This window comes from Methylobacterium sp. Leaf85, from assembly GCF_001422125.1.
GTDB lineage: Bacteria > Pseudomonadota > Alphaproteobacteria > Rhizobiales > Beijerinckiaceae > Methylobacterium > Methylobacterium bullatum.
On record NZ_LMME01000001.1, the window covers coordinates 89,387 to 112,048 of the forward strand.

Annotated in this window: 19 protein-coding genes; 15 read left to right on the forward strand and 4 right to left on the reverse strand. The window is 67.2% G+C overall.

What is annotated here, in order from left to right; genetic code table 11:
• Positions 1 to 144: 144 nt before the first annotated feature.
• Entirely contained in the window at positions 145 to 981 is an 837-nt protein-coding gene (locus ASF08_RS00400; RefSeq protein WP_056139890.1) for an SDR family NAD(P)-dependent oxidoreductase, read from the forward strand.
• Positions 982 to 1,023: 42 nt separating this feature from the next.
• Here ASF08_RS00400 and ASF08_RS00405 read toward each other — a convergent pair whose 3' ends face one another.
• Positions 1,024 to 2,568 (reverse strand): Dyp-type peroxidase, encoded by a 1,545-nt coding sequence (locus tag ASF08_RS00405; protein ID WP_056139893.1) that lies wholly within the window; start codon positions 2,566 to 2,568, stop codon positions 1,024 to 1,026.
• 738 nt (positions 2,569 to 3,306) lie between these two features.
• Between ASF08_RS00405 and zwf the strand changes: the two genes are divergently transcribed.
• Positions 3,307 to 4,785: a glucose-6-phosphate dehydrogenase gene (gene zwf, locus ASF08_RS00410; RefSeq protein ID WP_056139896.1), complete on the forward strand. Its 1,479-nt coding sequence runs from the start codon at positions 3,307 to 3,309 to the stop codon at positions 4,783 to 4,785.
• 146 nt (positions 4,786 to 4,931) lie between these two features.
• Complete coding sequence (locus ASF08_RS00415) at positions 4,932 to 5,606, forward strand: GntR family transcriptional regulator (RefSeq protein ID WP_056139898.1); 675 nt, start codon at positions 4,932 to 4,934, stop codon at positions 5,604 to 5,606.
• A gap of 72 nt (positions 5,607 to 5,678) precedes the next feature.
• Here the strand turns inward: ASF08_RS00415 and ASF08_RS00420 are convergent, their stop codons facing one another.
• Positions 5,679 to 7,355 (reverse strand): methyl-accepting chemotaxis protein, encoded by a 1,677-nt coding sequence (locus tag ASF08_RS00420; RefSeq protein ID WP_056139901.1) that lies wholly within the window; start codon positions 7,353 to 7,355, stop codon positions 5,679 to 5,681.
• Positions 7,356 to 7,482: 127 nt separating this feature from the next.
• Positions 7,483 to 8,139 carry a GntR family transcriptional regulator gene (locus tag ASF08_RS00425; RefSeq protein ID WP_056139904.1) on the reverse strand — a complete coding sequence of 219 codons (657 nt, stop codon included), beginning with the start codon at positions 8,137 to 8,139 and terminating at the stop codon, positions 7,483 to 7,485.
• Between the two features lie 163 nt (positions 8,140 to 8,302).
• Between ASF08_RS00425 and dctP the strand changes: the two genes are divergently transcribed.
• The 5 genes from dctP (at position 8,303) to ASF08_RS00450 (ending at position 12,038) form a co-directional block, all read left to right on the forward strand.
• Positions 8,303 to 9,322 carry a TRAP transporter substrate-binding protein DctP gene (dctP, locus tag ASF08_RS00430; protein ID WP_018045349.1) on the forward strand — a complete coding sequence of 340 codons (1,020 nt, stop codon included), beginning with the start codon at positions 8,303 to 8,305 and terminating at the stop codon, positions 9,320 to 9,322.
• A complete protein-coding gene (locus ASF08_RS00435) occupies positions 9,319 to 9,963 on the forward strand; it encodes a TRAP transporter small permease (protein ID WP_056139906.1) in 645 nt (214 codons plus the stop codon). Before dctP ends, ASF08_RS00435 begins: the two co-directional genes overlap by 4 nt.
• Complete coding sequence (locus tag ASF08_RS00440) at positions 9,960 to 11,312, forward strand: TRAP transporter large permease (RefSeq protein ID WP_018045347.1); 1,353 nt, start codon at positions 9,960 to 9,962, stop codon at positions 11,310 to 11,312. Before ASF08_RS00435 ends, ASF08_RS00440 begins: the two co-directional genes overlap by 4 nt.
• A gap of 134 nt (positions 11,313 to 11,446) precedes the next feature.
• Positions 11,447 to 11,749 (forward strand): BrnT family toxin, encoded by a 303-nt coding sequence (locus tag ASF08_RS00445; protein WP_200931803.1) that lies wholly within the window; start codon positions 11,447 to 11,449, stop codon positions 11,747 to 11,749.
• Entirely contained in the window at positions 11,721 to 12,038 is a 318-nt protein-coding gene (locus ASF08_RS00450) for a BrnA antitoxin family protein (RefSeq protein ID WP_056139911.1), read from the forward strand. Before ASF08_RS00445 ends, ASF08_RS00450 begins: the two co-directional genes overlap by 29 nt.
• Before the next feature lie 57 nt (positions 12,039 to 12,095).
• On the opposite strand, the gene ASF08_RS00455 is transcribed toward ASF08_RS00450, so the two are convergent.
• Entirely contained in the window at positions 12,096 to 12,692 is a 597-nt protein-coding gene (locus ASF08_RS00455) for a TIGR00730 family Rossman fold protein (RefSeq protein WP_056139915.1), read from the reverse strand.
• 215 nt (positions 12,693 to 12,907) lie between these two features.
• Here ASF08_RS00455 and ASF08_RS00460 point away from each other — a divergent pair, with 215 nt between their 5' ends.
• The 7 genes from ASF08_RS00460 (at position 12,908) to ASF08_RS00490 (ending at position 22,650) form a co-directional block, all read left to right on the forward strand.
• Entirely contained in the window at positions 12,908 to 14,518 is a 1,611-nt protein-coding gene (locus ASF08_RS00460; RefSeq protein WP_056139917.1) for a LysM peptidoglycan-binding domain-containing protein, read from the forward strand.
• 122 nt (positions 14,519 to 14,640) lie between these two features.
• Positions 14,641 to 16,608: an ABCB family ABC transporter ATP-binding protein/permease gene (locus ASF08_RS00465; RefSeq protein ID WP_056139920.1), complete on the forward strand. Its 1,968-nt coding sequence runs from the start codon at positions 14,641 to 14,643 to the stop codon at positions 16,606 to 16,608.
• A 237-nt stretch (positions 16,609 to 16,845) separates the two neighbouring features.
• Positions 16,846 to 17,100, forward strand: coding sequence for an acyl carrier protein (locus tag ASF08_RS00470; RefSeq protein WP_056139923.1), 255 nt, complete (start codon positions 16,846 to 16,848; stop codon positions 17,098 to 17,100).
• Positions 17,097 to 18,260, forward strand: coding sequence for an acyl-CoA dehydrogenase family protein (locus ASF08_RS00475; RefSeq protein ID WP_056139928.1), 1,164 nt, complete (start codon positions 17,097 to 17,099; stop codon positions 18,258 to 18,260). Before ASF08_RS00470 ends, ASF08_RS00475 begins: the two co-directional genes overlap by 4 nt.
• The gene (locus ASF08_RS00480; RefSeq protein WP_056139932.1) at positions 18,260 to 19,195 is read left to right on the forward strand and encodes an amino acid--[acyl-carrier-protein] ligase; all 936 of its coding nucleotides are present in this window, start codon (positions 18,260 to 18,262) and stop codon (positions 19,193 to 19,195) included. Before ASF08_RS00475 ends, ASF08_RS00480 begins: the two co-directional genes overlap by 1 nt.
• A 3-nt stretch (positions 19,196 to 19,198) precedes the next feature.
• Positions 19,199 to 20,164 (forward strand): DUF1839 family protein, encoded by a 966-nt coding sequence (locus tag ASF08_RS00485; protein WP_056139936.1) that lies wholly within the window; start codon positions 19,199 to 19,201, stop codon positions 20,162 to 20,164.
• Positions 20,165 to 20,175: 11 nt separating this feature from the next.
• Complete coding sequence (locus ASF08_RS00490) at positions 20,176 to 22,650, forward strand: glycoside hydrolase family 2 protein (protein WP_056139939.1); 2,475 nt, start codon at positions 20,176 to 20,178, stop codon at positions 22,648 to 22,650.
• Positions 22,651 to 22,662 lie beyond the last annotated feature (12 nt).

The window sequence follows — 22,662 nt, forward strand, 5'->3', positions numbered from 1 at the left end:
AGGCAGCCCTCGTGAGCAGACAGAGCCGGATCATGCGGGCGGGATGGTTACCAAGTTCCTCCGCCTCCCTGCCGGGCGGCCCTGACAAAACGGGACACCCCGCCCTACCTCCCGGCCAACCCGAACCGCCAAGGAGGCCGTGCCATGATCCATCATCCCGCGATCCGCAGAGGCGGCACGGCCGTCGTGACGGGAGCCGCGAGCGGCATCGGGCTCGCCGCCGCCAGGCGGTTCGCCGCTTCCGGCATGAGGGTCGTCCTCGCCGACCTGCCCGGCGAGGCATTGGAGACGGCGCGCGCGGAGATCGCGGCGACGGGCGCCGATGTGCTGGCCCGTCCCACCGATGTCGGCCGCCGCGAGGACATGGACGCTCTGCGCGAGGCGGCGGGCGACGCGCCCGCGCTTGTCATGCTCAATGCCGGGATCGAGGCCGGAGGTCGCCTGTTCTCGGACGACGCGACCTGGCGGCGCATCCTCGACACCAACCTCTGGGGTGTCGTCAACGGTATCCAGGCCTTCGTTCCGGGGATGATCGAGGCGGGCGAGCCCGGCGCGGTCATCGTCACCGGCTCGAAACAGGGGATCACCACGCCGCCGGGCAACACGCCCTACAACGTCTCGAAGGCGGGGGTGAAGGTGGTCGCGGAGGCCCTCGCGCATGACTTGCGCGGGCGAGAGGGCGCGCCGGTCAGCGCCCACCTTCTGATCCCCGGCTTCGTCTTTACCGGCCTGACGAAGGCGCGCGGCGTGGCCGAGAAACCCGAGGGCGCCTGGACACCGGAGGAGACGGTGGAACTCATGATCGAGGCGATGGGCCGGGGCGACTTCTACATCCTCTGCCCCGACAACGAGACCTCCCGCGAGCAGGACGAGCGCCGCATCGCCTGGGCGGCGGGGGACGTGATCGAGAACCGGCCCGCGCTCTCACGCTGGCATCCGGATTTTGCCGAGGCGTTCAAGGACTTTCTCGCTTCCCGATGAAGGGCGGTCCCCGGAGCCCGCCGTGGCGATGCGGCCGCCCCGTCACGACAGTTCCTTCAGGGCCAGGATGGAGGGGGCGAAGAAATACTCGCCGCCTTCCATCCGGACGAAGCTCCTGAGGTTGAAATCCGGCCTGTTCGCCTCCACCAGCGAGAACGGAGCCGCGCCCTTGAAGGGACGGTCGACAGAGGCCGATTGGCCGATGATCGGATCGATGCCGCTGGCCGGCTGGGAGAAGTCGTCCGCGTTGCACCAGCTCCGTTGGACGAACTCGAACTGGTCGTCGATCGAGGTGACGTAGCATTTGAACAGTAACCCGCGGGACAGCCGGACCTTGCTGTCTTCGTCGGGGGTGCCGGCGTTGTCGATCGCGCCCGAGACCCCGGACAATGCCTCGGCCTCGGTGACTTCCGGCCCGAAAGAGATGCCCCGGCGCATCATGCGGTGGCTCTGCGTGAACGCTTCCGCTCTGCCGATGGCCTTCTCGTCGGGTTCGAGTTCGTGCCGGACATCGTCGCGCGGATAGGCCTTGCGGATATGAGCGGCCCACGGGCAGACGACGCCCTCTCGATCCTCGCCGAATTCGAAATCATTGGCGCGCGGCGTGTTGTCCCCGACGCTGCGGTCGTCACCTCTCGGCGCGTTGATCATGGCCGCACCGCTCTTCCAGCGCCCCACCATCTGGGCGCCGAGGAGGTCGGGATCGGCCAGGTCCGCTCCGGCGGGGATCGCCGCGGAAGCCGTCTTCACCGATGCGTTGAATTCCGGAACAAACTGGGCGAGGCGCCGAATGACAAGATAGGCCCCATGGTTCATGAAGGGGATCGGCGGTTCGGCGACCGGGCCTTTCACCTCGAACCGCGGGGCGTTCGGATTTTGTCCGGGGAAGCCGAACACGAACTCGCCCGGCCACAGGAGATCTTGGCCCAGGGCGGCCTGATTGTCCTTGCCGCCCTCGGCCGTCGGATGGAACGGGGTGTCGTGGCCGATCCGGCCCCGGAGGCCCGGTTGAGAGACGCCGTCCGCGTATCCGAAATGTTCGTGACCCACCACCGGCTCCGGTCGCACCTGACCGACCTCCTCATGGAGCAGGCTCCATCCGTTCTCGGCTGGCGGGACCAGCCTCAGGGACATGACGTCGACGACTTCGGCGTTCGAAGCGCCGGTGACGATGAAGACACCGTGGAGATCGGGGTCTGGATTCAGTGCCATCCACTCGGACGACGGCGGGTCTTGCAGGATCGCCTGGCGACTCGCCATCCCCTCCTTGAAGGCATCCGCTCCGGTCATCGTCGCGGCATCCTCCACATCGAGCCTGTCCAGACCCGCGAAGGTGAAGGCGAGGTTCAGTCCGGGCGTCGGGACGAGCTGTGCGTTGATGAGCTTCTGGGCCGCGATTTTGGTCCGATCGTCTATGCAATCCTGCATGCTCGTGATGTGCAGGGACTTGAGAAATGCCTTGAACGCTGCCGGGTCGGTGATCGTGAAGAACATCAGGTGCTCGTGGCGCTTGGGCAAGCCGGCGAGGATGTCGCCCTGGATGGCGTCGAGCGGGAACAACGGCTCGTCTGCGATATCGCGGGCCATGTGGTCGTCCCTCCGGAATGGTCACACGGACCCGTTCACGCGGGTGCCGTTGCGTGTTTGCAGGATCAAAAAGCGATCATCTACAGTTGCCGGGGCATAATATTTGAGCCGTATCCGGCATTTAATACAAGCTAATGGACTTTTGGAAATGAATTGATCTCTCGGCATCTGCGAGTCGCCGGGGATAGATCACGCTTCGGGATTCGTCCCGATCGGAAGTCCTGGCAGGATTTTGCCGCTGGAATGCTGTGTCTTCCGCTAACACGTCTATACTTTGCTCTGGTCGAAATCGAAAGGACGAATTGGTATGATGATAGATCGCGGGGTGACCCAAAGGTGTTACACTTGGAACCGGACCGTCACCGCTTGAGCACGACGGGGGGCGGTCTGGCGATACGCTGGAGTGAAAGCTGCCGGCGGAAAGAGCGCGGTTTTCGACTGAAAATGTCGTCGCAGGACTGGTTCGTTCCCGTCCATGATTCCCGTGTGCGTAGACTCACTGGGCATCTCGCGCCGTCCCGGGTAATGCTCGGTTCCCGGCTTCGGCCGACCCGGCGGAGGGCGCTTCCGAGCAGGAGGCGGGCGCCAGGCGAGTGATGCAATTACCCGGCAGCCCTGCTGGCGGCGCTCTTGCTTGCAGGGTATGGCATCGCCACGATCGCGGGGCCGGATTGCCGGGGCCGCTGGGCCCAAGATCGGCCCGTTTCAACCGGCGCTGACAAACCCGGGAGTAGCCCTTTGGCCACCATCATCCCCGTCGCCTCCTTCGATTGCGTCGTGTTCGGCGCCACCGGCGATCTGACCACCCGCAAGCTGCTGCCGGCCCTGTATTACCGTTACAAGGACGGGCAGATTCCCGGCACCAGCCGCATCATCGGCGCGTCCCGCTCGGAGATGAGCGTCGAGGCGTTCCGCGAGCGGGCGCGTGACGCGCTCAAGCGCTTCGTCCCGGCCCGCGACCTCGACGAGGACAAGCTTGCCGCCTTCCTCGACCATCTCGACTACGTGGCGGTGGACGGGGCCGGCGACGACGGCTGGGAGGATCTCGCCGCCAAGCTCGCCGAACGGCCGGACCAGGTGCGGCCCTATTATCTCGCCACCTCGCCGGATCTCTACGGCTCGATCTGCCGTAACCTTTCGGCCCACGGGCTCATCGGTGAGAAGTCGCGGGTCGTGCTGGAGAAGCCCATCGGCAAGGATCTGAAATCGGCCCGCTCCATCAACGATGCGGTCGGCGAGGTCTTCCCCGAGGAGCAGATCTTCCGCATCGACCATTACCTCGGCAAGGAGACGGTGCAGAACCTGCTCGCCCTGCGCTTTGCCAACACCATCTTCGAGCGCCTGTGGACGGCGGACGTGATCGACCACGTCCAGATCACGGTGGGCGAGACGGTGGGGGTCGAGGGCCGTGCCGGTTACTACGACACGTCGGGGGCGCTCCGCGACATGGTGCAGAATCACCTGCTCCAGCTTCTCTGCCTGATGGCGATGGAAAGCCCGCTCACCCTCGACGCCAATTCGGTGCGGGACGAGAAGCTGAAGGTGCTGCGTGCGCTGAAGCCGATCACGCCCCACGACGTCCAGGCCGTCACCGTGCGCGGCCAGTACGCGGCCGGCGCAGTGGACGGCAAACCGGTTCAGGGCTACCGCGCCGATCTCGGCGGCGAGACGGAGAGCCGCACGGAGACCTTCGTCGCCCTCAAGCTCGAAGTTCAGTCCTGGCGCTGGGCCGGGGTGCCCTTCTACATCCGCACCGGGAAACGCCTGCCCCAGAAGCTCTCCGAGATCGTGGTGCAGTTCCGCGCCTCTCCCTTCTCGATCTTCCCGGCCGAGTCCTTCGGGCGCGAGCCCAATCGCCTCGTCATCCGGCTCCAGCCGGAGGAGGGGATCAAGCTCGAAGTGATGACCAAGGACCCGGGACCGGGCGGCATGCGCCTGCGGCCGACCAACCTCGACATCTCCTTCGAGGAGACGTTCAAGCAGCGCTATCCCGATGCCTACGAGCGCTTGCTGATGGACGTGGTGCGCGGCAACGCCACCCTGTTCATGCGCCGCGACGAGGTGGAGGTGGCCTGGGCCTGGGCCGATTCGCTGCTGAAGGCCTGGGCGGACCGGCCCGAGCCGCCCCGCGCCTATCCGGCCGGAAGCTGGGGCCCAACCGCCGCCATCGCCCTGATCGAGCGGGACGGACGGACCTGGCACGAGGAAATGCACTGATCGGCGGGGGGGGCGTCGTCTCAGGTGCTAAGTTATTTGTAAGACCGGAATAAAAACAACTAATCGGGCGCTCCCTCGACAGGCCGATGCCCGACGCCTAAACCTCAGGAGAGTATCCACCCTCCAACGACAAGACCTACGCCCCCATGGAAAAGCTGGACTCGGCGGTCGGGATCAATCGCCGCTACCTCCACGACGAAGTCGTGGACCGGATGCGGGATCTCATCCAGTCGGGGGAACTCGAGCCACGGGCGCGGGTGAACGAGAGCGAGCTCACCGAGCGGTTCGGCATCTCGCGCACGCCCCTGCGCGAGGCGATCAAGATCCTCGCCACGGAAGGGCTGCTCGAACTGCTGCCCAACCGCGGGGCGCGGGTGGCCAGCCTGTCCCAGGTCGAGATCGAGGAAATGATCGAGGTCATCGCCGGCCTCGAGGCGACCGCGGCCGATCTCGCCTGCCGCACCATCGGCGACGAGGAGGTCGCCGAGATCGAGCGGGATCACCACGCCATGGTGAAGGCCTGGAAGGACGGCGAGGAGGCCACGTATTTCCGGCTCAATCGCACGATCCACGAAGCGATCATGGCCGCGAGCCGCAATTCTGTGCTGGGCAGCATCTACGCCAGCCTGTCGGGCCGCATCCAGCGCTCGCGCTATGCCGTTCACCAGACCGCCGAGCAATGGAGCCGTGCCGTCTCCGAGCACGAACGGATGATCGAACTCCTCCACGCCCGGAACGGTCCTGCGCTGGCGACGCTCATGCGCGACCATATCCGCTCCAAGACCCCGGTCATCGCCGAGAATTTCGGCGCGGGGACCTGAAGGGCCGACCCGACGACGGGACCCGGCCTCAGGACGCCGATCGGGTGCGGGACGTCGACGGGCAGGGCCGTCTCAGGCCGCGCGGATCGTGGCCAGGAAGCGCCCCACTTCCGCGTTGAGATGCTCCGATTCCCGGGAGAGTTCGGAGGCGGAGGCCAGCACCTGAGAGGCTGCGGCGCCCGTCTCCTCGGCGGCGCCCGCCACGCCCGCGATGTTGGTCGTCACCTCCCCAGTGCCCTCGGCGGCCTGGTTGATGTTGCGCACGATCTCCTGGGTCGCCGCCCCCTGCTCCTCCACTGCCGCCGCGATCGACGTGGCGACGGAACTGATCTCGCGGATGCGGGCGGTGATCGTTTCGATCGCCGTGACGGCTTGGCCGGTGGAGCCCTGGATCCGGCCGATCTGGCTGCCGATTTCGTCGGTGGCCCGCGCGGTCTGGTTTGCGAGTTCCTTCACCTCGGCCGCCACGACGGCAAAGCCCCGGCCCGCCTCGCCGGCACGGGCCGCCTCGATGGTGGCGTTGAGGGCGAGGAGGTTGGTCTGGCCCGCGATGGTGGCGATCATCGCGACGACGTCGCCGATCTTCGCCGCGGCGTCGCTCAGATCCCTCATCTGTGCGCCCGTCCGCGTCGCATCCTCCACCGCCTGGTGCGCCAGGTTGGTGGAGCCGTCCACCTGACGGCCGATCTCCATGACGGACGAACCGAGTTCCTCCGCCGCTGCCGCCACCATGGTGACGTTGGTGCCCGCCTGTTCGGCCGCCGCCGCCACGGCGACGGATTGGTGCGCCGTCTCCGTGGCGGTGCCGGACATGCCTTGGGAGGTCGAACGCAACTGCGTCGCCGCCGCCGAGACCCGGGTCAGGATATCGCCGACCGCATTCTCGAAACCGTCGGCCAAGGCCAGGGCGGCGGACCTGCGCTGGGCTTCCGCCCCGGCACGGGCCAGGGCGGCCTCACTCTCCAGGGCACGGGTACGGACCAGGTTGTCCCGGAAGGTGTCCAGGGTCGCGGCCATGGCGCCGATCTCGTCCCGCCGTCCGGTGCCGGGGATGGTGACCTCGGTATCGCCGGAGGCCAGACGGCGCATGGCGGCCGTCACCCGCTCGATGGGACGCGACACCCCGAAGAAGGCGAAGGCCATGGCGGCCAGCGCCATGACGACGGCCGCGACCAGCATGATCTGCGTGGTGAAGACCGCCTGCGCCTGTTCCTCGCGCGCGGCCGCGCTGGCTGCCGCTCCGGCCCGGACGTTGAATTCGACGAGCCTGCGTCCGGCCGCGGTCGCGGCGAGGTACTCGGCGTTCATCGGACCACGAAAACGCTCGGTGATCGCCGCGCGCTGGGAGGGATCGATCTTGCTCAGGCCATTCCAGCCGTCGAGCATGATCTGCCACTTCGCACCGAACTCATCGAACAGCGCCTGCTCCTCGGGCGAACCGATGAGGAGACGATAGGCGTTCCTGTTCTTCTCGACGCTCTGGATCATCTCGCCGGCATTCTTGACGCTCAGGGCACGCTCGGCCTCGTCCTCCGCCATCAGGTAGCGGAACTGCCAGAGGCGGGTGCGCATCACCAGCGCATTCAGGGCATGGGCCGCATCGACCGAAGGTAGCGCATTCGAGGCCAGCAACTCGATCCGGCCACCGATGGCGTCGAGCTTCCGCAGAGCAACCACGCCCTGCACCGTGGTAATGATGGCGAGCGCGGTGAACAGGCCGATGAGCGTCGTCTTGATGGAGAGGCGCATGAAACGATCCGGGGAACGAGCGAATTTATGCAAAATCGCCGTGACCATGATGGCTAATTCCTAACGAAAGTTTGGTCTCCGCCCGAAAGCTTGCCGGCGATAGTCCACTCTTGTCGGCCGGCCGGTTTCACGCCGCGTCGCTGATCGAGCGCAGGTTGGCGACGAGATCGGAGAACCTGTCCCCTTGGACGATGACATGGGCGCGCAGCCGGTCCGACGCCGCGATCTCGTCGCCGGCGACGATGGCGGCGACGATGGCCTCGTGTTCGGCGAGGGATTGCCCCAGCCGGTGACGCGCTCTCAGCTGCATCCGCCGGAACGGGGTCAGGCGCCGGTGGAGAAGCCGCGCCTGCTCGCACAGGAAGTCGTTGCGGCAGGCGCGGTAGATCACCGTGTGGAAGACGTAATTCTCCTGGTAGTAGGTCTCGGGGTCCTCGTCGGCCGCCGCCGCCGCGCAGGCGGCGAGCGCCTGTTTCAAGGCGGTCTCGTCGGCCGCGATCAGCCGGCGGGCGGCGAGCCGGCCGCACGAGGCCTCGATCTCGGCCATCGTCTCGAACATCGCGACGAGCAGTTCTGGATCGGGCGCGCTGACGATGGCGCCCCGGCGCGGCTTGATCTCCACGAGGCCGGTCATCGCCAGCTGCAGCAACGCCTCGCGGATCGGCGTGCGCGAGACGCCGAAGCGCTCGGCCAGCTCGGTCTCGTCGAGGCGGGAGCCGATGGCCAGCCGACCATCCACGATCTCCGTCTCGATCGTCTGCCTGAGGCTGAGCGATCGGGTCATGGCGTTCCCGTCCTATAGGTCATGAAATTCGTTGCGATCCATTATTCAATGTCGTTGACAAAATATACAAGACATAGTTCGTTGGTATATCGAATGCGCATTGCAGTATAAATGTTGCGCCGCAAAACAGCGAGACCACAAAGGTCCGCCCGGGAGAGACGCCATGACGTTGACACGCCGCGCCCTCGTCGCATCCGGCCTCGCCGCCCCCGCTATCCTGTCGATGGGGCTGAAGGCCAAGGCGGCGACGACCCTGAAAATCTCGCACCAGTTCCCCGGCGGCACCATCGACGAGGGCGACTTCCGCGACCGCATGTGCCGCAAGTTCGCCGCTCTCCTGGCCGAGCGCTCGAAAGGCGCGCTGGAGGTGCAGGTCTATCCCGGCTCGTCGCTGATGAAGACGAACGCCCAGTTCGGCGCCATGCGCAAGGGCGCCCTCGATATGAGCCTCTACCCCTCGCCCTATGCGGGCGGCGAGGTGGCGGAGATGAATATCGGCCTGATGCCGGCGCTCGTGAGTTCCTACGAGCAGGCCGTCGCCTGGAAGGCGGCGCCGGTCGGCCGGAAGATCACCGAGATCCTCGATTCGAAGGGCATCCTCCTCGTCTCCTGGGTCTGGCAATCGGGCGGCGTCGCCAGCCGCGAGCGTCCCCTCTATGCGCCGGCGGACGCCAAGGGCCTCAAGGTCCGTGGCGGCTCGCGCGAGATGGACCTGATGATGAAGCAGGCGGGTGCTGCCACCCTGTCGATCCCGTCGAGCGAATCCTACGCCGCCATGCAGACCGGCGCCTGCGATGCGGTGATCACCTCGTCCACCAGCCTGATCTCGTTCCGCCTGGAGGAATTGTCGAAGTCCCTGACGTCCGGCCGCGAGCGCTCCTACTGGTTCATGCTCGAGCCGATCATGATGTCGAAGATCGCCTTCGAGCGCCTGCCCAAGGACCAGCAGGATCTCATCATGGCGATCGGCGCCGAACTCGAACCCTTCGGCCAGGCCGGCGCCAAGGCGGACGACACAAAGGTCGAGGAGATCTTCACCAAGGCCGGAGCCAAGGTCCAGAACCTCGACGAGAAGACGCTGGGCCAGTGGCGCGACATCGCCCGTGAGACTGCCTGGAAGGACTTCGCGGGCAAGTCGGCCAGCTGCGCCGAGCTCCTCAAGCTGGCGGAGCAGGTGTCGTGAGCCACGCCTTCGACGCGGCCTCGGCCGCTTCAGAGACCGCCACGATGGCGCCCGAGCCCCGGATCCCCGGGATTCTCGGGCATCTCGACAGGGGCATGAAGGCCATCAACCGGGTGATCATGCTGCTCGGCGGCATCGCCCTGGTCTGCGCCTGCCTCGTGCTCAGCTACAGCGTGGTCGTGCGCTATGCTTTGCACGAGCCCACCGATTGGCAGGACGAGATGGCGGTGTTCCTCATCGTGGGGGCCACCTTCTTCTCCGCCGCCGCCGTGCAGGCCAAGCGCGGCCATGTGGCGATCGAGGCCCTGAGCGGCCTGCTCTCGCCCCGCGTGAACCGGGCCCGCCTGCTGATGGCCGACATCATCAGCATCGTGTTCGTCACCTTCTTCGCCTGGAAGAGCTGGACGCTGCTGCACGAGGCCTGGGTCGACGGGCAGGTCTCGCAATCCTCCTGGGGGCCGCCCCTGTGGATTCCCTACGCGCTCATGGCGATCGGCATGAGCTTCCTCGGCCTGCAATTCCTGCTGCAGATCGTCGAGGCGCTCACCTACGGCCCGCGCGCGGCGGGCTGGGCCAACCCGAAGGTCGGCCTCGGTGCCGATCTCAACAAGACTCCTCTGAAGACGGGCAACCACCCATGAGCGTCGCGGCCATCGGATTCCTCTATGCGGGCGCGACGCTCAGCGCGATGCTCGCCGGTATCCCCATCGCCTTCGCCCTGGGCTTCGTCGCCCTGGCCTTCATGTTCTTCTTCATGCCCGGCGCCTCCCTCGATACGGTGGCGCAGAACGTCTACGAGGAGATGGCCTCCATCACCCTGCTGTCGATCCCGCTCTTCATCCTGAAGGGCGCGGCCATCGGCCGGTCCAAGGCGGGTCAGGACCTCTACTCGGCCATGCATGCCTGGATGCACAAGATCCCGGGCGGCCTCGGCATCGCCAACGTCTTCGCCTGCGCGCTGTTCGCCGCCATGGCGGGGTCTTCGCCCGCCACCTGCTCGGCCATCGGCTCGGCGGGCATTCCGGAGATGAGGAAGCGCGGCTACTCGCCGGGCTTCGCCGCCGGCATCATCGCGGCGGGCGGAACCCTCGGTATCCTGCTGCCCCCCTCCATCACCATGATCCTTTACGCGGTCGCCGCCGAGCAGTCGCTGGGCCGCCTGTTCCTCGCCGGCATCGGGCCGGGCCTGCTGCTGGTCGGTCTGTTCGCCGCCTGGTCGGTCTACCGCTTCCGCTCGGAATACGCCGCCGCGAAGGACGCCTACGAGCGCCACGGCACCGCCTCGGCGATCCTGGCCGAGGACACCTACAGCATGCGCCAGCGCTTCTCGACGCTGCCGCGCGTGCTGCCCTTCGTGATCCTGCTCACCGGCGTGATGGTGGCACTCTATGGCGGCTACGCCACGCCCTCGGAGACGGCCGGCCTCGGCGGCCTCCTGGCCCTCGGCCTCATCGCGGTCATCTACGGCGTCTGGCGCCCGAAAGACGTGACCCCGATCCTCGCGGCGACCCTGCGGGAATCCACCATGCTGATGCTCATCATCGGCATGTCGCTGCTCTACGCCTACGTGATGAGCTACCTGCACATCTCCCAATCGGCGGCGGCCGCCATCGTGGCGATGCAGCTGTCGAAGTGGGTGCTGCTGGTGACGATCCTCGGCCTCGTGATCCTGCTCGGCTTCTTCCTGCCGCCGGTCTCGATCATCCTGATGACCGCGCCGATCATTCTGCCGCCGTTGAAGGCCGCCGGGTTCGACCTCGTCTGGTTCGGCGTGGTGATGACCATCACGATGGAGATGGGGCTGATCCACCCGCCGGTGGGCCTCAACATCTTCGTCATCAAGAACATCGCCCCCGACATCCCGCTGAAGGACATCATCTGGGGCACGCTGCCCTTCGTGATCCTGATGGCCGTGGCGATCCTGATCCTCTGCCTCGTCCCCGGCATCGCCATGTGGCTGCCGAACTGGCTCCTGCCCTCGACGCGGTAGGAATTCAGATCGATCGGCGACGGGCGGTTCGGACTCGGACAGTCCGAACCGCCTTTCGGCGTCCGGCGCTGACTGGTTCATCTCGACCTGCCGCTTCAATGTAATTACAATGGTGTCGTTTCACCGAGGCGGTGATGCTGCGTTTCATCTGGGACCCGGTCAAAGCCGCGAGCAATCTCAGAAAGCACCGCGTCACCTTCGCAATCGCCACGCGCGTCTTCGCCGATCCATACGCGCTTATGGAGCAGGATCGGATCGAAGGCGGCGAGCGCCGCTGGTTGACGGTCGGTCTCGTCGACGGATTGTTGGTTCTGGCGGTCGCTCACACCGTCACGGACGAGGAGGACGGTTCGGAGACGATCCGGATCATCTCGGCCCGGGTGGCGGATCGACGGGAACGGAGGTTCTATGAGCAAGAACGATCACGTCGGATATGAATTCGATCCTCATCATCCGCCGGCTCTCACCGCTGCGGAGAGAGCCGAAATCGAATCGCTGGCCGCCTTGCCGGATGACGATATCGACCGGTCCGATATCTCACCGCTCACGGAGACCTTCTTCGCGGGTGCCGTCCGCAATCCGTTCTACCGACCGGTCAAAATGCAGCTCACCACACGGGTCGATGCCGACGTCCTGGCTTGGCTGAAAGCCGGCGGCCGCGGCTATCAGACCAAGCTCAATGCGATCCTGCGGCAGGCGATGTTGCGGGAAGCCACCAAGGATTAGAACCTCGAGCCGAAATGCCGATTCGGATGAAGGCCCACGACCTGCGTGGCTCTGCCGTCAGAGCCGCTCGGCCACGAAAGCCTCTGCCTCCGGCGACGTCTCCGCTGATTGGCTCTGCAGCAGGCCGATGACCTCGGCGGCGTCCTTGGCCACGAGGTAGTTCAGCTCCAGCCCCTCGCGGATGAAGCCCTGGTCGCGCATGTGGTCGAGGAGGGTCAGCAGCGGCGTCCAGAAATCGGCGATCGAGAGAAGCAGGATCGGCTTCTTGTGCTGGCCGAGCTGCGCCCAGGTGAGCTGCTCCACGAGTTCTTCCAGGGTCCCGATGCCACCGGGCAAGGCCACGAAGGCGTCGGACCGCTCGAACATCAGCCGCTTGCGGGTATGCATGTCGCCGACGACGATGGTCTCCTGGATGGCGTCCAGCATCCGCTCGCGCGATTTCAGGAAGTCGGGAATGATGCCGGTGACATGACCGCCGGCATCGAGCACCGCCTGAGCCACCGTGCCCATCAGCCCCACATTGCCGCCGCCATAGACGAGGCCGAGCCCGGCTTCCGCCAGGGAGCGGCCAAGCGCCGCCGCGGCCTCGGCGAAGGCCGGGTCGCCCCCGAAGCCCGAGCCGCAATAGACGCAGACGTTTTTCACCGGGGCCATGCCGAGCCTCCCCCGATGAGGGGCAGGGAGGCGCCATCCAGGGGCCAAACTGCTGATTTCGTGAATGATCCCGCCTTTCGGGGGGAAGCGCGATTTGGTGTTGAGATCATGTCGGCTAGTATGTCGCCATCAATCGACGTTTTGTCGACAGCCAGAGTCGAAACCCGACGATGTTATCTGCCGCAAAGTCGAGGGATTTGAAGAGCGGGGGTGCCATGACGGCGCAGTGGCGGCGAGGCCTGATTCTCGCGGGCGGTGGCCTGCTGGCCGGATTCGCCCTGGTCGTCGTGCTGTTCGGCACCGGCGAGATGTTCAAGCTCGCGCAGGGCGACAAGCAGCCCGTCGCCGCGGCGACGTCGCCTCGGCCGAAGGAGACCAACACGCCCGAATCGCGGGCGGCGGAATCGCCCGCCGCTCCCGGCTCGCCGGTGACGCCTCCGGCGCGCCGCGATGAGGGGGCTTCGACGACGCCGGGAAAGTCGTCGGCGGGGGGCAGGGGCGCCACCGGGCAGACGGGCAACCCGCCCGCCGCGCAGGATCAGGCGCAGGCTCCGACCTTCGACATCATCCGCGTCGAGCCGACGGGCGAGACCGTGATCGCCGGTCGCGGAACCCCCAACACCACCGTCGAGATGCTGCGCGACAACCACCCGATTGCCCGTGCGCTCATCGACCCGTCCGGCCAGTTTGCCATCGTCCCGCCTGCGCTCCCCGCCGGTAGCAGCGAGATCACGCTGAGTTCGATCGGGGCCGACGGCCAGGGTCGGCAGGCGCGGGAGACCGTCATGGTGGTGGTCTCCGCCGACCGTACCACCAAGCCCCTCATCGCCCTGACGTCCCCCGACAAACCCACCGTCGTCCTGTCGCAGCCGGATCGTCCGGTGGATGCGGCCTCGGCCAAGGTGGCCGGCGGCGGTCCGAAGGGCGGCGGTGCGGACAAGTCCGGCAGCACGGCCAGGGCCCCCGGCGATCCGGCTCAGGCGAATGGCGCGTTTGCCGCCAAGCCTGAAGCGGCCGGTCCCGACTCGTCCGGCGCGCCGAAGCCGGATGCCGTGCCGGTGAAGGTCGTCAGTGTCGATGCGGAGGAGGGCGGACGCCTCTTCGTCACCGGGCAGGCGCCGGCCGGTGCCACCGTCCGCCTCTACATCAACGACGCCCAGATCGCGCCCGGCAGCGTCGGCGCCGACGGGCGGGTCTCGTTCACGATCGGGCGCGGGGTCGCCCCCGGCGATTACCGGATCCGCATCGATCAGGTGGATCCCGTCTCGGGCAAGGTGAAGAACCGATCCGAAGTCGCCTTCTCCATGCCGCATGCGGCAAAGCCCGTGGTCGGTCCGGTACAGGACGCGCCGCCGAACGCGGCGACGTCGGGTCTCGCGGCCAAGCCTTCGCCGAGCGCCGCGCCGGCGGCGAGGCCGCATGCCAAATCCTCGCCGGTTCTTGCCTCGTCCCTCGGTCGCCCGATCCAGGGGGCACCCCAGGACGCCTCGCCGAGCGCGCCGGCCTCTGCCATGACGATGGGCCGGTCGCAGCCGAGCCCGACGACGGACGAAGCCGGCGCGAGAGCGGTGTCGGCCCTGGCGATCCAGCCCTCGTCCGCGCCTCAAAGCGTGTTCGTGCCGGAGATCAACACCGCCCGGATCACCCGCGGCGACAGCCTCTGGGAGATCAGCCGGCGCGTCTACGGCAAGGGGACCCGATACACGGTGATCTTCGACGCCAACCAGCCGCAGATCCGCAACCCCGACCTGATCTATCCCGGCCAGATCTTCGTCGTCCCGTCCGAGAGCGCCTCCACGCTGCCGCAGGACAAGCGACGCAGCTGAGCCGCGACCGCGCATCCTGCATCCCGGCCCTGCGCCGCCGGGCGACTGTCTGGAACGGTTCGAGGGACTATATCGGGGGCTGAATTCGACCGCTCCCGGTCCCGCTGCCCGAGTTTGCCTGAATGAGCACCGATCCCACCTCCGCGGCGGGCGGCGGCACGACGCCGCCCGAGCGCCCCGGCCTGTTCGCCACCTATCGGCGCCTGTGGCCCTATCTCTGGCCCCATACCCGGCCGGACCTGCAGCGGCGCGTCTTCCTCGCCTTCGGCCTCCTCCTCGTCGCCAAGTTCGTGACGATGCTGACGCCCTTCACCTTCAAATGGGCGACCGACGCCCTCGTGGCGGCGGTGGGGGACAAGGACGGACTCGGCGCCACGCTCCCCACCGGCCTGTTCGCGGCACCGATGCTGATGATCGGGCTCTACGGCCTGTCGCGGGTGATCATGGCCGTGCTCACCCAGGTGCGCGACGGACTCTTCGCCAAGGTGGCGATGCATGCGGTGCGCCGCCTCGCGCTCCAGACCTTCGAGCACATGCACCGGCTCTCCCTGCGCTTCCACTTGGAGCGCAAGACCGGCGGCCTCACCCGCGTGCTGGAGCGCGGGCGCGGCGGCATCGAGGAACTCTCTCGCCTGATGGTGCTGACGCTGGTCCCCACCATCGTCGAGTTCCTCCTCGTCATCGGCGTCCTCGCCTACGAGTTCGACTGGCTCTATTCGTTCGTCGTCTTCGTCATGGTGTCGGCCTACCTCGCCTTCACATGGAAGGCGACGCAATGGCGGATCGAGATCCGCCGGCGGATGAACAACTCGGATACCGACGCCAACACCAAGGCCGTCGATTCGCTGCTGAATTTCGAGACGGTGAAGTATTTCGGCGCCGAACGGCGCGAGGCCGAGCGCTACGACGGCTCCATGGCCAAATACGAGAAGGCCTCGACCCAGACCTACGTCTCGCTCGCCGTGCTCAATGCCGGCCAGGCCCTGATCTTCACCATCGGCATGACGGTGGTGATGTGGCTCGCCGCGCGGGACATCATGGCCGGCCGCACGACGCTCGGCGGGTTCGTCCTCGTCAACACGATGCTGGTGCAGCTCTCCATGCCGCTCAACTTCATGGGCATGATCTACCGGGAGATCAAACAGGCGCTCATCGACATCGACGACATGTTCCAGATCCTGCATCGCAACCCCGAGATCGCCGACAGGCCGGGCGCGAAACCCCTCGCCGTGTCGGACGGCGTGGTCCGGTTCGAAGATGTCCGCTTCGCCTACGACCCGGCACGGCCGATCCTGCGCGGCGTCAGCTTCGAAGTACCGGCCGGGCGGACCATCGCCATCGTCGGCCCGTCGGGGGCCGGCAAATCGACCCTGTCGCGGCTTCTGTTCCGGTTCTACGAGCCGCAATCCGGCCGCATCCTCATCGACGGGCAGGACATCGCCGGGGTCGAACAGGGCAGCCTTCGGGCCGCCATCGGCATGGTCCCGCAGGACACCGTCCTGTTCAACGACACGATCGGTTACAACATCCGCTACGGCCAATGGGACGCGAGCGACGAGGCGGTCCGCGAGGCCGCTCGTCTCGCCCAGATCGACCGCTTCGTCTCCTCCCTGCCGGAGGGCTACGATACGCCTGTGGGCGAGCGCGGTCTGAAGCTGTCGGGCGGCGAGAAACAGCGCGTCGCCATCGCCCGCACCATTCTCAAGGGGCCGCCGATCCTGGTCCTCGACGAGGCGACCTCGGCCCTCGATTCCTTTACCGAGCGCGAGATCCAGGACGCGCTCGACAAGGTGAGCCGTGGCCGCACCACCCTCGTCATCGCCCACCGCCTGTCGACGGTGGTCAATGCGGACGAGATCATCGTCCTCGACCGGGGTGTGATCGTCGAGCGCGGCGACCATCAGAGCCTGCTCGATCTCGGCGGTGTCTATGCCTCCCTGTGGAGCCGTCAGCGCGAGGCCGACGAGGCCCGCGAGATTCTCAAGAGGGCGGAGGAGCAGCGGGCCGACGAGGAAGTGTCACTCTCCGATGTGCAGGCCAATCCTCAACCGATGAGGCCTGTCGTTCCGGAGCCGATGCCCGCCGAATAGGGCATCGGCAAGAGGGCATCGGCAAGAGGCCCTCGGCAAGGGGACATGGCCATGCGCGATCATGGATGGTCGTATCCACGATGCGATGACTGTTCAGGAGGGGGCGCGGTAAGAAACTCTATTGACCAGTATTTCATGCCGGCTTGTGCCGCTCATTAACTACCTGAGCCGAATGGTCTTGACCGGCATGGGCACCGCGATATTTTACGAGAAATATTACGTAAAAGGCGCGGCAACATGGTGCTTCCCGAAGATATCCGCGACACGCTCAAGAGCGTCGCGGCCCTGACCGAGGTGGTCGACAGTCTCGGAGAAGACGACAACCTGTTCGACAGAGGCCTGGACTCGTTCGGTTCGGTCCAGCTGATGCTCGCGCTCGAAGAACGCTACAACATCGAGTTCCCCGACAACCTCCTCAACCGGCGCTCCTTCTCCACCATCCGCATCATCGTCGAGACGGTGAGCAAGCTGACCGTTTCGGCAGCCGCATGACCGACATCGCCATCCGCGCCAAGCGGGTCGCTTCTGTCGCTGCCCTCCATGCCGACGACGTCGACCGTCAGGCCCGCTTTCCCGCCGAGGCGGTGACGGCTCTCAAGGCGGAGCGCCTGATCGGGATGCAGATCTCCATGCAGTTCGGCGGCGAGAGCGCGAGCCTGTCGCAGATCGCCGAGGTCTGCTTCACCCTGTCCCAGGCCTGTTCCGCTGCGGCGATGGTCTTCGCCATGCACCAGATCAAGGTCGCGAGCCTCGTCTCGCACGGCCTCGACAGCGAGTGGCATTGCACCCTGATGGAAAGGGTGGCGCGCGATCAGCTCCTCTTCGCCTCGGCCACCACCGAGGGCGGCATCGGCGGCGACCTGCGTAACAGCCTCTGCGCGGTCGAGACGGCGGGCGACGTATTCCATTTCGCCAAGGACGCCACCGTCATCTCCTACGGCGCCCATGCCGACGTGATCCTCGCCACCGGTCGCCGTCATCCGGAGGCGGCCTCGTCGGATCAGGTCCTCGTGGCCTTGATGAAGGGACAGATGTCCCTGGAGCGCACGAGCACCTGGGATACGCTGGGCATGCGCGGCACCTGCAGCGACGGGTTCAAGCTGGAAGCCCGCGACGTGCCGGTGGCGCAGATCCTGCCCAAGCCCTTCGCCGAGATCGCGGCGCAGTCCATGCTCGCCTGGTCGCACCTGCTCTGGAGCAGCGTCTGGTTCGGCATCGCCAGCCATGCCCTCGACAGGGCCAGGGCCTATGTCCAGGGCGAAGCCCGGCGTCGGCCGGGCCAGGTACCGCCCGGCGCCCTGCGTCTGGCCGAAGCCGCCAACGAACTCCAGGCCATGAAGGCGACGGTGATCGCCGCCCTCAAGCGCTACGAGGCGGCGCAGGGCGACGCCGACGAACTCGGCTCCATCGGGTTCGCCGTCATGCTCAACAACGTCAAGACGACGATCTCCGACAAGGCGGTCGACATCGTCCAGCGCGCGCTGGGGATCGTCGGGCTCTCCGGCTACAAGAACGGCACTCCGTTCAGCCTCGGCCGGCAACTCCGCGACGTGCTGTCGGCGCCGCTGATGATCAACAACGACCGCATCCTCGCCAACACCGCAAACCTCCTGCTCGTGCAGAAGGGCGGGGCGCAGCTTCTGAGCGCATGATGGACCAGCTTCCCGCCCGCGATCCCGTGTCCGGGCCGCCCTCCCTGCTGGACCGGCTCTTCGACCAGGGTCTCCTCATTCGCACCGGCGTCGACGGGCTCTATGGGCGCAGCGGCGAATTCGAGAGCGTGGTCGAGGCCGTGGACCGGATCGCCACCCGGCTCGGCGCCGGCGACGGGGCCGAATCCCTGCGCTTCCCGCCCGGCATGAGCCGGCCGGCCTTCGAGCGCAGCGGCTATCTCAAGGGGTTCCCGAACCTCGCCGGCACCATCCACTGCTTCTGCGGAAACGACGCCGACCATGCCCGGCTACTGGCCTGCATCGAGGCCGGCACCGACTGGACCGGCGGCCAGGCCGCCAGCGAGATCGTGCTGACGCCCGCCGCCTGCTACCCGCTCTACCCGGTGGCCGCGGCGCGCGGGGCGCTGCCCGAAGGCGGGCTGCTGTTCGACCTGCAATCCTACTGCTTCCGCCACGAGCCCTCGCTGGAGCCGACGCGGATGCAGATGTTCCGCATGCGCGAATACGTGCGCATGGGCAGTCCCGATCAGGTTCTCGCCTTCCGCGAGCTCTGGCTGGAGCGCGGCACCGCGATGATGCGCGAACTCGGCCTGCCGATCGCGGTGGACCCGGCCAACGATCCGTTCTTCGGCCGCGCCGGGCGCATGCTCGCCAACAACCAGCGCGCCCAGGGGCTGAAATTCGAACTGAACGTGCCCGTCAACAGCGAGGAGAAGCCCACCGCCTGCCTCAGTTTCAATTACCACCAGGACCATTTCGGCACGATCTGGGATATCCGGCAGGCCGATGGCGAGGTGGCGCACACCGCCTGCGTCGGGTTCGGGTTGGAGCGGATCACCCTGGCGCTGCTCCGCCATCACGGCCTCGACATCGAGGCGTGGCCGGACGTCGTGCGCGACCGGCTCTGGGGCTAGAAGGTGTCCGCCACCGCCCTCCGCGAAGAGGCTTCGGACCCGTCGCCATCCGCCTCCCATGCCCTTCATGGCTCCGACCGGATCTGGCCGGAGACGAACTGCTACGTCGATCTCTGGATCGAGCTGCTGCACGGCCGGGGCCTCGTGCCGGAAGCCATGCTCGGCTTCACCCTGCGGCAGGATTTCGAAGGCGACCAGTTCACCTTCTTCAAGCCTCCGCCCGGCGACATCGAACGGCTCTACGGATTGTCGATCCAGGAACTCGCGATCTTCGAGAGCCTGGAGGCGCATGCCGGCGTGCAGGTCGCGCGCGGATGCCCGGTCCTCGTGGAAGTGGACGCGATCCACCTGCCCGACACAGTCGGCACTACCTATGGTCGCGAGCACGGCAAGACCACGATCGGGATCCTCGGCCTCGACGCGGGCGAGCGCCGGCTCGACTACCTCCACAATGCCGGCCGCTTCCGTCTCCAGGGGGGCGATTACGACGGCATCTTCGCCGCCGGAATCCTTTTCCCCTATGCCGAGTTCGTGAAGCCGGTCGGCCCGCCGCTCACGCCGGACGACCTGCCCCGTGCCGCCCTCGACCTGCTGCGCCATCACCGGCGCTTCGCGCCACGCGCCAATCCGATCCTCGCCTTCCGGGATGCCCTGGCGGAACGGGTGGAGGTGCTGGTGCAGAACCCGCTCAGCGTCTTCCACGGCTACGCCTTCAACACGACCCGCCAACTCGGAGCCAATTTCGAGCTTCTCGGCAGCCATCTCGCATGGCTCGACAGCCATGGCGTTGCCGACATGTCTTCCGGCTCGGAACTGGCGCACAAGCTCGCGGCGGAAGCCAAGGCCTTCCAGTTCCAGCTAGCGCGCGCCTTCGGCCGGCGCAACGCCGCGGGTCTCTGCCAACGCCTCGACGGGCTGGCCGGCACCTACGATGCGGTCTTCGCCGCCCTCGACCGCGCGCTGTCCTGAGAGGCATCGCGGTGGCGCGTATCCTCGCCGTCGACGGCATGCCGGCCCTCAACGTCGAGGGACCTTGGCACCTGGTGGTGACGCCGTCGAACGCCTGCGCGACACCCCGCGACCTGCCGGGCGAGGGATGGATCGCGGCCCGCGTTCCCAGCACGGCGGCGGCCTCCTTGCGCGAGGACGGGCTCTGGTCCGAGGCGGCGCCGACGCCGCTCCACGAGTCCGATGTCTGGTATCGAGCCACTCTCTCCGGCACCGGCCGCGAGCGACTGCGCTTCGAGGGGCTGGCGACACTCAGTGAGATCTGGATCGACGGGGTGCTCGCCAGTACCGGCCGCTCGATGTTCCTGGCCCAGGAGGTCGAGGCGGATCTCTCCGGCGAGACCGAGATCGCCCTCTGCTTCCGCTCGATTTCGGCCGAGTTGGCGCGCCCGCACAAGCGTGGCCGCTGGCGACCGCTCCTGGCGACGCCGGGATCGCTGCGCCATGTCCGCGCCAGCCTGCTCGGCTTCATGCCGGGCTGGTGCCCGTCCATCGACAGCGTCGGCCCCTATCGGCCGGTGACGCACAAAGTTCTTCGCGGGGACGATGTGGATATCGCGTCCGTCGATCTGCGCACGGCCCTCGATGGCGGGACGGGACGCCTCACCGTGCGGATCGAACTCGACGGCGTAGCCGAGGGACCGGCGTTCCTGATCTGCGACGGCCGCGAGGTCGCCCTTCGTCAGGTCGCCCCCGGAGGGTTCGAGGGCGAACTCCTGTTGCCGGACATCGCCCCGTGGTGGCCCCACACCCATGGCGAGCCGAGGCTTCACGCGGTTGACGTTTCGGTCGCGGGCAGGCGCATCGATCTCGGCCGCGTCGGCTTCCGCACCATCGCCCTGACCCGCCCGTTCGAGGAGGGGTTGAGCCTCGCGATCAATGGCGTGCCGGTCTACTGCCGCGGCGCCTGCTGGACGCCGCCCGACCTCGTCGGCCTCCCCGGCGATCGCGACAGTTATCGGCCCCTTCTCGATCTGGCGCGGGAGGCCGGTATGAACATGCTGCGCGTCCCCGGAATCACGCTCTACGAAGCTTCAGCTTTCCATGATCTCTGCGATGAACTCGGCATCCTGGTCTGGCAGGATCTGATGCTCGCCAATTTCGACTATCCCACCGACGATCCCGCCTTCCGCGAAATCCTCGTCGAGGAGATCACACAGTTCCTCGACCGCACGCAGACCTCGCCCTCGCTCTGCGTGCTGTCGGGCGGAAGCGAGGTCTGGCAGCAGGCGGCGATGCTCGGTTTCCCGCGCACGGTCTGGGCCGGCAGCTTCGTCACGGAGGCGCTTCCCGATCTGGTGGCCAGGACCAGGCCCGACCTCGTCGTGGTGCTCAACTCCCCCTCGGGCGGCGATCTACCCTTCTCCACCTCCGCCGGGGTGACGCATTATTATGGCGTCGGCGCCTATCGCCGTCCGTTCGAGGATGCCCGCCGGGCCGAGGTCGGATTCGCCTCCGAATGCCTCGCCTTCGCCAACGTGCCGGCCGCCACGACCCTCGCCGAATGCGGCCTCACCGATCCGGCCTCGTCACGATGGGCAGCGGGCATCCCCCGCGACCGGGGGGCGGATTGGGATTTCGAGGGCGTGCGCGACCATTATGTGGCGACGCTGTTCAGTGCCGATCCCGACCGGCTCCGCCGGGAGGATCCCGAGCGCTACCTCGCGCTCGGCCGCGCGGCGAGCGGCGCGTGCATGGAGGCGGTGTTCGCAGAATGGCGCCGGGTGCGCTCGCCCAATGCCGGCGGACTGGTCTGGTTTTTTCGCGATCTCGCGCCGGGGGCGGGATGGGGCCTCGTCGACTGCCTCGGGCGTCCGAAACCCGCCTGGTACGCCCTCAAGCGCGCGTTCAGGCCGGTCCAGGTCACCCTGTCCGACGAAGGCTTGAACGGACTCCATCTCCATGTCCACAACGAGACGGCGCAGCGGCTCGATGCGACCCTCCGCCTCGCCTTCACCGATGCGGGCGGCCGGGTGGTCGTCGGGGCCGAGCGGGTGATCGAGGTCGGCCCGCGCGGCTCCGCCTCATGGTCCTCGGCGGAACTGCTGGGGCGCTTCTTCGACGCCACCCACGCCTACCGGTTCGGGCCGCCGGCCCATGTGCTCGGCCATGCGAGCCTCACCGAAGCGAGCACCGGTGCGGTGATCGCCGAGGCGTTTCACTACCCGCAGGGGCGGGATTCCGAACCGCGTGATCTGGGTCTCAGCGCCGCGCTCATCGCCGATCGATCCGGCTGGGCGCTCCAGATCGCCACCGGACTGCATGCCCTCGACATCCAGATCGAGACCACGCTCGGACGGCCGTTGGACAATGGTTTCTCCCTCGCGCCGGGGGCGAGCCGTCTCGTGCCGCTTCTCGGCACTTCGGAGACAGCGCCCGAGCCGGCGGGACGCATCAGCGCCATCAATGGCATCGAGGTCGTGAGGTTCGGTCGGGATGGCGTTTGAGACAGTCCCTGT